The sequence below is a fragment of the Flavobacterium faecale genome (genome assembly GCF_003076455.1).
Classification (GTDB): Bacteria; Bacteroidota; Bacteroidia; order Flavobacteriales; family Flavobacteriaceae; genus Flavobacterium; species Flavobacterium faecale.
In genome coordinates, this window is the sequence record NZ_CP020918.1 from 526,858 (window position 1) to 540,600 (window position 13,743).

16 protein-coding genes are annotated in these 13,743 nt (G+C 34.6%); 2 read left to right on the forward strand and 14 right to left on the reverse strand.

Going from position 1 to position 13,743, the window contains the following annotated elements; genetic code table 11:
- Positions 1-11 precede the first annotated feature (11 nt).
- From FFWV33_RS02410 to ruvC, 11 genes are all read right to left on the reverse strand, one after another.
- Positions 12-359, reverse strand: a complete 348-nt coding sequence (locus FFWV33_RS02410; RefSeq protein ID WP_108739423.1) for a hypothetical protein — start codon at positions 357-359, stop codon at positions 12-14.
- A 108-nt stretch (positions 360-467) separates the two neighbouring features.
- A complete protein-coding gene (locus tag FFWV33_RS02415) occupies positions 468-1,187 on the reverse strand; it encodes a LytR/AlgR family response regulator transcription factor (RefSeq protein WP_108739424.1) in 720 nt (239 codons plus the stop codon).
- A gap of 12 nt (positions 1,188-1,199) precedes the next feature.
- Positions 1,200-1,517 (reverse strand): histidine kinase, encoded by a 318-nt coding sequence (locus tag FFWV33_RS02420; RefSeq protein WP_108739425.1) that lies wholly within the window; start codon positions 1,515-1,517, stop codon positions 1,200-1,202.
- The gene (locus FFWV33_RS02425) at positions 1,504-2,541 is read right to left on the reverse strand and encodes a sensor histidine kinase (RefSeq protein WP_108739426.1); all 1,038 of its coding nucleotides are present in this window, start codon (positions 2,539-2,541) and stop codon (positions 1,504-1,506) included. The genes FFWV33_RS02420 and FFWV33_RS02425 overlap by 14 nt, the downstream gene beginning before the upstream one ends.
- On the reverse strand, positions 2,541-3,674 hold the full coding sequence (locus FFWV33_RS02430) for an FIST signal transduction protein (RefSeq protein WP_108739427.1): 1,134 nt from the start codon (positions 3,672-3,674) through the stop codon (positions 2,541-2,543). The genes FFWV33_RS02425 and FFWV33_RS02430 overlap by 1 nt, the downstream gene beginning before the upstream one ends.
- 67 nt (positions 3,675-3,741) lie before the next feature.
- Entirely contained in the window at positions 3,742-6,039 is a 2,298-nt protein-coding gene (locus FFWV33_RS02435) for a PAS domain S-box protein (RefSeq protein WP_108739428.1), read from the reverse strand.
- Positions 6,040-6,043: 4 nt separating this feature from the next.
- On the reverse strand, positions 6,044-6,586 hold the full coding sequence (locus FFWV33_RS02440; protein ID WP_108739429.1) for a heme NO-binding domain-containing protein: 543 nt from the start codon (positions 6,584-6,586) through the stop codon (positions 6,044-6,046).
- Positions 6,587-6,592: 6 nt separating this feature from the next.
- Positions 6,593-7,006, reverse strand: coding sequence for a response regulator (locus tag FFWV33_RS02445; protein ID WP_108739430.1), 414 nt, complete (start codon positions 7,004-7,006; stop codon positions 6,593-6,595).
- Between the two features lie 122 nt (positions 7,007-7,128).
- A complete protein-coding gene (locus tag FFWV33_RS02450) occupies positions 7,129-7,494 on the reverse strand; it encodes an MmcQ/YjbR family DNA-binding protein (protein ID WP_108739431.1) in 366 nt (121 codons plus the stop codon).
- 328 nt (positions 7,495-7,822) lie between these two features.
- Complete coding sequence (hemW, locus tag FFWV33_RS02455; protein WP_108739432.1) at positions 7,823-8,971, reverse strand: radical SAM family heme chaperone HemW; 1,149 nt, start codon at positions 8,969-8,971, stop codon at positions 7,823-7,825.
- A 50-nt stretch (positions 8,972-9,021) separates the two neighbouring features.
- Entirely contained in the window at positions 9,022-9,576 is a 555-nt protein-coding gene (ruvC, locus tag FFWV33_RS02460) for a crossover junction endodeoxyribonuclease RuvC (protein ID WP_108739433.1), read from the reverse strand.
- A 55-nt stretch (positions 9,577-9,631) separates the two neighbouring features.
- On the opposite strand from ruvC, the gene FFWV33_RS02465 reads away from it, so the two are divergent.
- Together FFWV33_RS02465 and FFWV33_RS02470 are read left to right on the forward strand one after the other, a co-directional pair.
- A complete protein-coding gene (locus tag FFWV33_RS02465) occupies positions 9,632-10,588 on the forward strand; it encodes a lysylphosphatidylglycerol synthase domain-containing protein (protein WP_108742433.1) in 957 nt (318 codons plus the stop codon).
- Between the two features lie 10 nt (positions 10,589-10,598).
- Complete coding sequence (locus tag FFWV33_RS02470) at positions 10,599-11,681, forward strand: glycosyltransferase family 2 protein (RefSeq protein WP_108739434.1); 1,083 nt, start codon at positions 10,599-10,601, stop codon at positions 11,679-11,681.
- Here the strand turns inward: FFWV33_RS02470 and FFWV33_RS02475 are convergent.
- From FFWV33_RS02475 to FFWV33_RS02485, 3 genes are all read right to left on the reverse strand, one after another.
- Positions 11,671-12,390, reverse strand: coding sequence for a DUF4184 family protein (locus tag FFWV33_RS02475; protein WP_108739435.1), 720 nt, complete (start codon positions 12,388-12,390; stop codon positions 11,671-11,673). The two genes, FFWV33_RS02470 and FFWV33_RS02475, sit on opposite strands and share 11 nt — an antisense overlap.
- 139 nt (positions 12,391-12,529) lie before the next feature.
- Positions 12,530-13,249, reverse strand: coding sequence for a DUF4184 family protein (locus FFWV33_RS02480; protein WP_108739436.1), 720 nt, complete (start codon positions 13,247-13,249; stop codon positions 12,530-12,532).
- Entirely contained in the window at positions 13,249-13,725 is a 477-nt protein-coding gene (locus FFWV33_RS02485) for a hypothetical protein (protein WP_108739437.1), read from the reverse strand. The genes FFWV33_RS02480 and FFWV33_RS02485 overlap by 1 nt, the downstream gene beginning before the upstream one ends.
- Between the last annotated feature and the right edge of the window lie 18 nt (positions 13,726-13,743).

A 13,743-nucleotide genomic window follows, 5' to 3' on the forward strand; every position in this document is an offset into this window, starting at 1 on the left:
ACCAACTGTAATTAGTTAGCAAGTTGTAATTCACCACTATCAAGTCCAATCAATTTACGGACTTCTGGAGAATTAGGTAGTACCATTTCGTTATTTAAAAATGCTATAAAGGGTTTCAAAATACAATGGCTAACAATACGAGTTGTTTTATTGGATTGATTTGCTTTTTCTGCATCGAACTTGTTCATAGGACCAGCCCATTTTAAGTTGTAACAGTATCCCAACGATTTACTACGAACAAAAGTGATGCTCTTATCGTTAATCATGGTCCAACGAGTAGATACTAAATAATATCCTGCTGGATCACTGTTTGTATCGTTTGTAATTATTATTTCTGAGGTAGGTAATTTTAAATCCATCTTGTCTCTTTTTAAATACACTGCTAAAGTACAGTAAATACGTTTAAACGACAATTATAATCGATGAAATGCAATATTTTATTTATATTGTAGTACTTTTAATGTAATTTAAAGAACATTTAATCTATTTAAAAGTTCAGCTCGGTTTGAACGGCTTACTGGAACAACATCTTTTGCGATCAAAACACTATTGTCCTCGATATCAACAATTTTCTTAATATTGATAATAAAGGAACGATGGACTTTCAAAAATAAATCTGAAGGTAGTTTATCTTCAATCTTTTTTAAGGTTGAGTGAACGATGTAATTTTTCGCCTCTGTTTTTATGTGGATATAGTCTCCTTTTGCTTCAATCAAATTAACCGATTCAAAGTTTATTTTTATCAAGCGACGATCAACATTAACATAAAAATCATTTGAACCCTCTTCATGGATTACTTTGGAATCAGACTCAAGTGCTACTGCAGGACTCGCTGGTTTGGAAACAGATAATTTTTGAATGGCCTTCAAAAATCTAGCTTCGGTGATAGGTTTTACCAAATAATCAACGATACAGCTGTATTCAAAAGCTTCTATAGCAAAATTACGGTCAGAGGTAACTAAGATTATGTTTGGAGGGTTTTTAATGGTTTGAATAAAATCAAAGCCAGTAAAATTGGGCATGTGGATGTCTAAGAAGATTACATCCACTTCCTTTTGGTTCAAGAATTTTATCGCATCAATCGGACTAGAAAAATCTCCCAATTGTGTCAAATCGGTATAGTTGGCAACAAATTGGCTCATAATGGCTCTTGCCATTTCTTCATCGTCTACAATAATGCAATTCATATAGTGCGGTTTTTATAATTGTATTACAAACTCCTGCATCGCCTTTAATAAATTTTCAAAATCTTCTTTCAGGACCAAGGACTTCTCTTTCAAATTATCTTCATAATCTGAAGCAATATAATAACTTTTTTCGAGACCAAGTATAGAAACTTTGTGCTTTAATTTGTGAACTGCTAAAGCAGCTTGAATATAGTCTCCATTTTTTAGTTCATTTTCGTATAATTCCACTTCAAGAGGCAGCTCTCTTTTTAAAATACCGATTAGTTTATTTTTAAATTCCTGGTTATCTCCAGATAGATCGTTGATGTAGTTTAAATTAGGTGTTTCCATTATCTTTAGGTATTGTAAAATAAAATGTTGTTCCAACTTTGACTTGACTTTCGAGCCAAATTTTTCCTTTATAGAATTGAATAATTTTTTTGACTATCGATAACCCAATTCCTGATGACATACCATCATTTTGCAATTTGGTAAAAACATCAAATATTTTGGTTTGATACGCCTCGGGTATTCCCATTCCGTTATCCTTTATAGCAAAAGTTATTTCGTTGTCCGTTTCCGTGCTAGAAATATCAATTACCACTTCGCTTTTATCGTTGTATTTAATGGCGTTTTGAATCAGGTTTTGAAATAACTGTTTATATCGGAAGTCATTCCCTTCCAAAACAGGTAAATCATTTAATATATTTACTGAAACATTCTCTTTAATATCAATCGTTTTCAAGATATCGTCTACCAAGACATTTAAATCAATCATACGATCTTCGCTATTTTGCGTTTCAACCGAAGAGTAATTTAAAATTCCTTTAATCAGCAAATCCATCTTTTCCACATTCGACAAAATCACGTTTAATGACTTTTTATTCGTATCAGTCATCATCTCTTGATTGTCTTGCATAAACCAGTTGATCAAAGTGTCAATGCTACGCAAGGGCGCTTTTAGATCATGAGATACCATGTGTGCATACTCACTTAAGGCTTGATTTTGTTTTTCAAGATTAAATAACAATTCTTCTCTCTGCTTATTGATTTTGACAATCTCCATCGATTGTTGCTTGATATATTCAGTAGAATCAAAATCATCCATCTTGGAGGTAAGTTCAGAGTCTAGACTCATAGAGTCCAGAATAACTTGAAGATTTTTATTGACATCTTTTAGACTTTCTGCCTCATCTCTCAACCTTTGATTGGCTTCAAAAAGTTCGTCAGAACTAATTTTCATGGCCCGTTGCAGCATCTCAATCTGACTTTCATAATTTTGGTACGAATCATTAATTGCTACCAAAAAAATGTCCAAATCATTGAGACCTCCTTTTAATTTTTTATCTATTTGTCTTTTTAGCAGTGAGTGCATTATTCGCTTATTAAGGTTAATGTCATGGTTTGATTGTGTAGTTCACAACTTGTACTACCATTAAAAGGTGCAATTTCACCATAGGAATAGAAACCTGCTAGAGGGACTTTTTCTCCAACAATCTCTTTTACCTGTTCCAGCTCTTCTTCCACACGTTGACTCATTACCAATTTTCGACCAATACAACTCACGATCAAAGCCACTTCTGGTTTGTTTTTTCTGTCTTTCATTGCGTATTCAGCAGCAGTTTGTGCTCCCGCAGCAATACCATCAACAGAAGCCATCATTAATTGCACTCTTGAATTCACCGGCACATCACCAGCCAAAATCATAGACTGATCTTCATCATTAATATTTAAGATCGTACGCACCACTGGCTCGCTTTTCCCTACTGGCGTAACGTTTAACGGATACAGCAATGAAGCTTGCGGTAACTCATTTGATTTTTCGCCCAAATATTTTTTATATAAATCCAATGCTGGTTGCCCATCAATCTCGTATAATATATTCCCTTCAGATTTGGTTATAACACGCTCAGGACCAAACGTTATCCAACCGCCATAACTCGCTTTGGTAATTTCAAGCGTATCGCCATAAAAACCAATCAAGATAACTTCCCCTTCTTTTGGATCTTCTTTGTACGAAGCAAGAGTTTTTTCAAAACGTGCATTATCCCCGCACATACCACCCGTGAGGGTAATTTGCTCTTCTTTATTTTCTTCTAAACCATTGATAAGTGAACTTCCGTTGCTAAAACTCCCTTCTGAAAGCACAAATATATGCTTCAAATTTTCCTTTGGCATCTTCTCAAACAATACTTCACCAAGTGCTTTAGCGTCTTTATTATGATTTAAAACATTTTCACGTTCTACAATAAAAGTAGATTTTTCGAACTCAATTGCTGTAACTGAGACACTATCATCATTGACATTGCAACATACAATTTCGCCAGCACTTGATCCAAACACTATATGCTCATAAGGAAACTCAGCACGTATACTAGCAATTACTTCTGGTTTTTCGAGTAAAAAACGATTTCCAAACACTAATACTAAAGGGTTTATTAAAGTTGTTTTTTCATGAAAATAATGCCAATTTGTATTTAATTCTTTAGATGCTTGAATGATTTTCATGTTGTTTGAGTTTAAAATGTGTTTGAGTTTTTTTAATTTTCGAAAATTTCGATAACCAACTAGGACTTTATTTGTATAATTTCACAAAGAAAGTTGTCCCAGTACCTACTTCACTTTCGAGCCAAATCTCACCTTTGTAAAATTGAACAATTTTTTTGACAATTGATAGACCTAAACCAGTAGAATGTTTACTCGTGGTATAGGCTTTGAAGGTTTCAAAAATACGGGCATGAATCTCTTTTGGCATCCCTACTCCATTATCTTTTACAGAGAAAACATAGTAATTATCAAATTCTTCAGAGGCAATTTCGACCAAACCTTCTTTTTTATCAATGTAATTAACTGCGTTCCCGATTAAGTTTTGGAACATTTGTTGAATTCTAAAACGATCTGCCTTGATCGTTGGCATTTGATTATTGATTTGTACCTTGATGTGCTCCGGTATATGAATAATATCAATAATACTAGAAACAATATCGTTGGTATTTACATTTTCACTTTTAGTTTCCCCTTTGTCAATTTTAGAATATGTTAAGATACCTTCGATCAAATGGTCCATCTTTTCGACCTTATTTTCCATTAATGAAAAATATTTATTGGTATCGATAGTAAAGTTATCCGCATTTTCTTCTTTTATCCAATTGATTAAAGAATGGATACTACGTAAAGGCGACTTTAAATCGTGTGAAACTATTTGTGCATAATCTTCTAATTCTTGATTTTTCTTAGCCAAATCATCAAGAAGCACACCTTTTTGTTTTTCTAAAAGCTTTTGAGCAGATATATCTTCTTCAATCGCAAAATATTTGGTTATTTTACCTGACTTGTCATATAATGCTTGCCCTTGAATACGAACCCAGTATTTCTTTTTCTTTTTCGAATAATTAACTAATTCGCAATTGAATGGCAACCCTTTTGAAAGCTGCTTCCCTAAATAAGCAATAGTCTCCTTGTCTGATTCATCTCCCTGCAATAATTTACCAGGTCGCTGACCAATAACTTCCTCATTGGTGTACCCTGACATCGTCAAGAAACTAGTATTTACCCATTCTATCACTCCTTTGGCATCGCAAACAATTACGGCATTGATATTTTTTTCGGCTATGAGAGACAGCAAGTACAATTGCTCTTCTTGCTCTTTTTTCTCAGTAATATCTAAATGAATTCCGATAGAACCTATTAAGTCACCCTGAATATTATAGTTGGGAGCTCCGCTTATCAACCATGTTTTTTGTTGATTAAACTTATCCAGAACTTTAATTTCGTACGAATCTGTTATTCCATCAGAGCGCAAAGCATCTTTGGATGCAATAAGTTTTTGACTCTCCGCATCAAGAAACAAAGAATTAACCTTTCTTCCTACTAATTCATCTCGAGTGAAGCCACTCATATCAGTATAACTTTGATTTGCTAGCGTAATTGTATCATTAAGATCTACCTCTAGCAAGCCTAAATTCATATTTGCAATAATACTACGGTATTTTTCTTTTTCTACCTCTAGACTTTCGTCGTATTTCTTTTTTAAGGATATATCTTCTAGAATAGCAAAATATTGATTTGGACGATTATTTTCATCCATGATAGGTTGTCCTTTCACTCTTGCCCAAAAAGAATTTTCATTTTTTCTAGCGTGGTCCAACTCTACTTCAAACGACTCGCCTTTGTAAAAAGCTTCCATCATTTTATGGATTTCTTCTTTACTGGTTTTGTCTGTCTTACCAACTTGCAGAGGAGTTTTTCCGATAATTTCTTCTTTGGTTAAACCCGTTAATCTGGAGAAAGCATCATTACACCAAAAAATCACACCGTCTAGGTGCGTAAAAACGACACCATTTTTGTTGGCACTTGCAACATAAGACAGGCGGTTTAATTCCTCTTTATCTTTTTTGAGTTGGTTGCGTTGTTTATTGATGGTCAACAAAAGGTCTTTTAACTCTTTTGACGTGTTTTCTGCATTATTAAGGACATGCAATAAATCTAATGAAGGATCGTGATGTGCAAAATCATGTACGGTTAATTTTCTATCAATAACCTCAGTCATCGTTGTGAACCAAGGTGAACCAACAAAAAGTAAGGTTTGATCAACAAATTCAAATTGACCTCTAAGTAATAATTTGTTTTGGATACACTCAAGCAGAATATGTTGCTCCTTATTGTTCATTATTTCTTCAAAACTTAGACTATCAAGGTGAGGTCTATTTATTTCGAAAAAATCGTTCATCATTGCACCCTCTTTAAGATCCGGGCACACTTTTAATAAACTTTGTCCAAAGCTGAGAATCTTCAAATCTGGACTCAATTGGATATAAAATGGAAATAATCTATTAAAACTTTTACAATCGAATTTTATTCCTTTTCCATCCATGTTGTTACCAATTTATTTTGAATATTTCGTGTGAGCTACCTTCATTTCTAGATTGTATTAATTCTAAAGTAACTGGAGTTTCGTATATAATCCCTAATCCTTGTAAAATACCTCTAACGAACTCTTGCAAACCTTCTCGTTTAGAAAAATAATGCAAATGAAGACCGTTTACACTGATATTACTAATTTTAAATTCTGGCGGACTTAACTTAGGATAGATCAACATTACCCTATTGTGAAAGTTAGGTAAATTGACCAAAAAGTTACGTAAATTATCTCCACCTGATTCTAATAAGCCTGGGTATTTATCTTTGGTTGTATGCACTACCCACCATTCACCAAAAACAATCAAGACATCACTCAAGGACATGTCCATTTCTTCTGATACAGCGGTGGCTATTTTGTAGGTTACATCGTCGTCATAAATTTCATTACTCAAAAAGAAATCAACTGCAACGCCACTTCGTTTATGAATTGCTTCCCATTTCTCTTGACCAAAATTGGCTATTACAAGGTCTTCTATAGCTTTATTAACGATTCCGTACATAAGTTCTTAATTAGTGATTAATTCGTTTACACTCCAATATTCAATCAATTTTGTAATTCTCTCTACATAATCATCATATTTCAATGGCTTGATTACATATCCTGCAATGCCAATTCTATAGCATTCCAACAAATCTTTTTGATTGTTTGAAGTTGACAATATAATTGTCGGTATATATTTAAGGTAATCATCTGCTTTTAAAATACCCAAGAACTCAATCCCGTTGATTTTTGGCATATTCAAATCCAATACAATAATATCTGGAACTACGTCTTTGATTTTCAAAATCTCAATCGCGTCTTCTCCATTGTTTGCTTCTATAATTTTGTGGTTGACTTTCATCGAACCGACTACACGATTAAATTTCATTACTTCAATCTCATCGTCCTCTATTAATAGTATGTTTAGTGCCTTGCTCATGGTATTTTGTGTTGGTGTTTTAAAATATAAAGTTACATATAAACATCATTTACAATTGGCTCTATTCGTTAACGGCTCTTTTAACCTAGTCCAATGGTTCAAAAGTATCGATGAGTGGTAATTTACAAAACTTCCATTTCTGCCTTTATTTTTTTGGACAAACTGCCATAAACAAGCTCATAAGAATGGTCAATTAAATCCCGAACCATAGCATCGTCAAGCTCTTGATTAATATAAACCGTGTTCCAGTGGACTTTACTCATGTGATAGCCTGGCACAATAGACTCATACTCGGCGCGCAGCTCCTGTGCACGCTCAGGATTACATTTTAAATTTACTGCTGGTTGTTGCTGTTCCCATTGCTGTAAAGAGCTCAAGGCAAACATCTTTTGTCCCACTTTAAAAACCAAAGTTTTTTCATCGAATGGAAAATGTTCTGTCACCCCTTTCTTTGCCAAACAATAGTCGTAAAAACGTTCTAAATTCATATTCCTAATTTATTCAACTGTCCATTTTACAGACATCAAAACTAATTTCAAATTTATGTAACTCCTCCTTATCAATAAAAAAGAAGCTGTTGTTCGAAAAATAGCCATTCCTCTAAATTAAGTATATTTTTAATGCAATGAGTTAAAAAGGTAGTATTTTTTCGAATAATTTCAATTTCTTAACTCTAAAAGGATAGGGTTACAGACACTGTTAGGAAAAGTGTTTTTTACAGTATAGCATTACACAACAGATTATCAGTACTTTGTGTTTCTACTAAGACAAAAACAACAAAAAGACAACCGTATACTTTGAAATCGTAATTACAATCTAGTCATTAGAATCTAAATAAAACAAGTCACTTGCGATTCCGTCTGTTAAGAACTTCCCTTTTTTGGTAGGTTTAAGAATATCGTCTTCAACAACCAACAATTCATCTGTCAAGTACTTATGTGCTTGTTTGTGTATGTATTCGAAATAAACCGTACCGAATTCAGATTCAATTCGTTTTAAAGAAACACCCCAAATCGTACGTAATCCAGTCATAACATATTCATTGTAGCGGTCTGCAGTGGATAGAATTTCCGCTTCACTAGGTAGTGCATCATTTTGAATGGATTTGAGATATAAACCATTATTAGCGATATTCCAACTACGCGATTTGCCGTCATAGCTGTGGGCAGAAGGACCAACACCGATATATTTATTACCCAACCAATAGCTAGAATTGTTTTTTGAAAAATAATTCTCTTTACCGAAATTAGAGAGTTCGTAATGGATGAAATTATTTTTCTCTAAGGTGTCGACCAAAATCATAAAGTGCTCTTGAGCCACTACATCACTAGGTTCGGCAACCTGACCAATTTCTATCAATTTTTTGAGCGCCGTTTTGGGCTCGACAGTTAAAGCATAACTAGATATGTGCGGAATGCCAAAACTCAAAGCCGTTTCGATATTTTGCTGCCATTTATCGTTGGTCATTCCAGGTACACCATAAATCAAATCAAGCGAAATATTATCAAAATATTTTGTGGCTACTGCCAGACATTTGATGGCTTCTTCTGAATTGTGTGCACGATTCATCATCTTCAAATCATCTTCAAAAAAGGACTGAACACCAATACTTAATCTGTTAATTTTACTTTTCGAAAAAGCTATAATTCGTTCTTCAGATAGATCATCGGGATTGGCTTCTAGAGTGATTTCGGGATTATCGACTACAGCATAGTTTGTATAAACTGTTTCAATTAAAAAATTTATCTCGTCTAAACTCAAAACGGAAGGTGTTCCTCCTCCAAAATAAATGGTTTCAACCTTCGACAATTCGTCCTTGTTTTGCCCCTCATTTTTGCGCAACCGAATTTCTTTGGCAATAGCCAAAACCATTTCGTCTTTCTTTTTCATAGAGGTCGAAAAATGAAAGTCGCAATAATTACAAGCCTGCTTGCAGAAAGGGATGTGGATATAGATTCCGGACATTTTTTTTATTGTTCAGTTACAGTCGCAGTTTTCAGTACAAGGACCGAAAACTATTTTTTTACACGAGATTCATTATTTTTTACAAAAGCATCCCAACCAGAATAGCTTTTTTCGCCAATGACCTTTCCTGAATTGAAAAAGTGACAAACTGCAGCTGCCAATCCATCGGTTGAATCGAGGTTTTTGGGTAGTTCTTTCAAACCCAAAAGTTGTTGTAGCATTTTGGCAACTTGTTCTTTGCTGGCATTTCCGTTACCGGTTACTGCCATTTTAATTTTCTTAGGTTCGTATTCTGTGATCGGAATATCTCTCGAAAGTCCCGCGGCCATAGCCACACCTTGTGCGCGACCTAGTTTCAGCATTGACTGCACATTTTTACCAAAAAAAGGTGCTTCGATAGCAATTTCGTCTGGATTGTGTGTATCAATCAATTCGATCGTGCGTTCAAAAATTATCTTCAGTTTTTGATAATGATTGTCGTATTTTGAAAGTTGCAATTCATTGAGTTGCACAAATTCCATTTTTTTATTAATCACGCGAATGATTCCAAAACCCATGATTGTGGTTCCGGGGTCAATCCCTAATATGATGCGTTCGTTTGCCAAAAGTTTTGTTTCAAGTTTAACGTTTCAAAGTTCAAAGTTTTGTTACTTTGCCCCAATGATTTCGATTTCACACAAAACTAAGCAATTCCTTGTACTTCTAGTCAAACTTTTGATTGTTGGTGGTGCTTTTTATTTTATATACAACCAGCTTGCCAACAATGACAAACTAGACTGGGCACAGTTTATCACCATTTTTAACAAAAATAAATCCGTTTCTGGAATTAGTTTTCTACTACTTTTGAGTGTATTAAACCGTTATTTTGAGATTTTAAAATGGCAAAATCTAGCTTCCTTTATCAAACCCATCTCGATTGCAGAAGCTACAAAACAAGTGTTAGCAGCCTTGACTGCTGGGATTTTCACACCCAATGGTGTAGGCGAATATGCTGGAAAAGCAATGTATTATGAGAAAGACGAAACCAAGCAAGTGATTTTTTTGAATCTAATATGTAACGGTATCCAAATGGTACTCACTGTAATCATAGGTTTGTTTGGGCTACTATATTTCAATGCCAATTACAACGTGATCACCACCCAAACCGTGGCGATAATTTTTGGTATACTAATCGTATTATTTGTTGTTTTATTTTCGATAAAAAAAATCACAATCAAAGGGTATTCTATCGAAAAACTAATTCATAAGATCAATGAAATTCCGAAGAGCATTCACCAAAAAAACATTCTTTTGGGCATTTGCAGATACCTTGTTTTTTCGCATCAATATTATTTTTTATTTCTAGCTTTTGATGTTAACATGCCTTATTTGATCGTAATGTCGGCGGTGACAAGTGTTTACTTCTTGGCGTCATCCTTGCCTACTTTTCAGTTTTTAGATTTTGCTGTAAAAGGAAGTGTAGCCATCTATTTTTTCGGACTTCTTGGCGTGAACGAATGGATAATCATTTTTGTCTCTACCTTAATGTGGTTCTTAAACGTAGTGATTCCGGTAGTTTTTGGTAGTTTTTATGTTCTAAATTTTAAAACATCTCGCATCACTCCAACCGATACTTAAAATACAACTTATGGCTTTTGTGCTTATTGGTTTATTGGTTTATGGCATCGCTATTTTGGCTTTGATTTATGGTTTTGACCAAATCAAAGAGCAGAAAGTTATGGCTACGCTCCCAAAAACCACTTTTAGCATTATTGTTCCTTTTCGAAATGAAGCCCACAACCTACCTCATCTTTTGGACAGCATTGCGCAATTGAATTACCCCAAAGAATTGTTTGAAGTAATCTTGGTTGATGATGCTTCAGAAAAACCTTTTCAGGCAGCAGAATATACTTTTGAAGTTAAGATAATATCGAATAACCGACTTTCGAATTCCCCAAAAAAAGACGCTATAACTACTGCTATCGCCAGAACCACCAACGATTGGATCATTACCACAGATGCCGATTGTAGCGTGCTTACAAATTGGTTGTACACCTTAGATACATATATACAAGCGCAACCTGTACAAATGATTGCGGGGGCAGTACGGTACAATTGCAAAGATTCTTTTTTGCATCATTTCCAGCAGTTAGATCTTGCGAGTTTACAAGGCGCCACGATCGGTAGCTTTGGACTCCACCGAGGTTTTATGTGCAATGGAGCAAACTTTGCTTATTCAAAATCTTTTTTTGTAGCACTAAATGGGTTCGAAGGAAATGATGCAATTGCTAGTGGTGACGATGTTTTTTTACTCCAAAAAGCTATTGCCCATGCGCCCGAAAGTGTTCAGTATTTAAAATCGAAAAACACGACAATCACAACAAATCCAGTAGACAATTGGCAAGCGCTTTTTTACCAAAGAGTACGCTGGGCAGCCAAGACAACTGCCTATAAAAGTCAGTTTGGTAAAGGATTGGGCATCGTTGTTTTTTTGGGTAACCTAACAATTATTCTTGCACCATTTTTTATGCATTATCAAACAGCATTGTTTTTAATTGGAATAAAAATAGTTATCGACGCAGGATTGATTCTAAAATCGAATCGATTTTTGAGTTTACCCACTCGGTACTTAGTTCTCAGTAGTGTATTGTACCCATTTTGGTCCGTAACGGTGGCACTTTACAGTGTTTTTGGGTCATATGAATGGAAAGGCCGTACGTTTAAGCAATAGCTTTAGACCGACCGAAGAGCAAACCAGATACCACAAGTCCACAAACAAAGGACGCTAGTAAAACCACCAAATATATTTGAACTTGTGCCACTTCAACCATTCCTTTTGTCCATCGCCAATAAAAAATAGCGGCTGTAACAATTGCCGTTGTCAACCAGTACCAGACACTTATTTTAGAGAAGATTTGCTTGACTACAGGTAACTTATAAAAATAGAACATCAGGTAAAGCATACCACCAATAGAAACAAAACGATACACATACATAAATAGTGAAATTCCAAAAAACGATCTACTATACCCACCGTATCGCATAACAAAATACCCATTGTTGTGTGTTAAAGAATCTAGTACAAGATGTGTGAAAGCTCCAAAAACATAGGAGAGTAATACCACCGGCACATTCCGTTTAAAATAGAACATCCAATCTGTATGTAACAACTCTTGTGTTCTAGATTGAAAAAATTTAGGTAAATTATGAATTAGTGCCTTCTTTATAATTAAATGAAAGACAAAAAGTAGCAGGAACGCATACAAGAAATCTATTGTAAAAACGCCTCTTAAAGTATGACTGTATTTACTATCTAAATTCATGTTGAAAAAGTACACCAAATCTGGAGCGACAGAACCAACTATAAGCCCCGAAATAGAAACTTTTCTACTTTTAAAAAATGGCAGTACAGCCGCAGCATGTGAAAATGTAAAAGGCATTGTTAAACTTTAAAAATTATCAAAACACAGCGTTAGGATTATCAACCTGAATGGTATTCAAACCTAATTCCGTACAAAGATTGGCTTTCTAATTAAGAATAACCTCTATTTTAACTAATTATTTACTTTTACTAAATCACTACGCATCGATATAAGTCGCTTTTTTGAACCCTAAACCAACTATAGCCAGTGCTAGAAAAACAGCGGTAATGGCACTTACCAATAGGGTCGCCCATTCTTCTCTTTGTATTCCAAACGAAAGTCTGATGGCAAAAATTAGGATTGCAAGACCAATTGTCCACAACCAGTAGCTCCATTTAATTTTTACTGATGCTACCTTGGTGGTTGGTAATCTATAAAAAAACAAGGCTATGAGTACAAGACCCACTATAGAACTGATGTATTGATTGAAGGAGTAGACAGGTAATCCTAAAATAGGTGTGCTTAAAAACTTAAAATGTTCTACAACATAGCCGTTATAATGTGTCATAGAATCCCATACTAGGTGTGTGAGCGTTCCCAGTAGAAAAGATAATAGCACTACGGAGATATTGTTTTTGCAGTACAAAATAAAATTGGACTCTTGTAACTCTTGCGTTCGTTCTCTAAAAAACAAGGGTAGATTTTGCAGTAATGCCCTCTTGATACAATAATGAAATAGAAACAAAACTAGAATGGCCAAAGGTAAATCAACAATAAAAATCCCCATGAGCGTATGACTGATTTCGCTTTGCATTTTCATTCGAAAAAAATACTCGAGATCGGGTGAAAGTGTTCCCACTATTATTGCTGAGGCAGAAATTTTTTTGTTTTTGAGAAAAGGCAAAACAGTAGCCGCATGAGAAAAAGTGAACGGCATTATTCCATTTTTAAAATTACAGGTAAAACAAATTGCGTCTTAACTGGTATTCCGCGTTTGATGGCCGGACTAACTTTTGGAAAACCAACCAACCTTTTTCTTAGAATACTATCAATTTTTACTCGATCATAGGCCACCGAATCTTTAGGAAACAAAGGTTCGAATTGTATGCGCGAATTAGGGAAAATAGTTACTTTTACTTGTATAGTATCCAATTCTGGATATAAAGTACCAAGAGTGTCAATTCTTATTTTCTCTTGAATAAGTTCGGTCAAAAATTGAAAGAAACACTGCTGACGTTCGGTTTTACCTTCGATTTTATTACAATCGACAAAAGAAGGATATTCGTCCACTTCTTTCCAATTTATGGACTTCAACTCCTTTTGCAGCAACTCCTTTTCAGAAGGAACTGGTTTGTCAAAATATTGACAGGAGTTAAAACATAAAATAACTAAAAAAAGAGAGTAATACTTCAAGGTTTTGAATTTCGATTA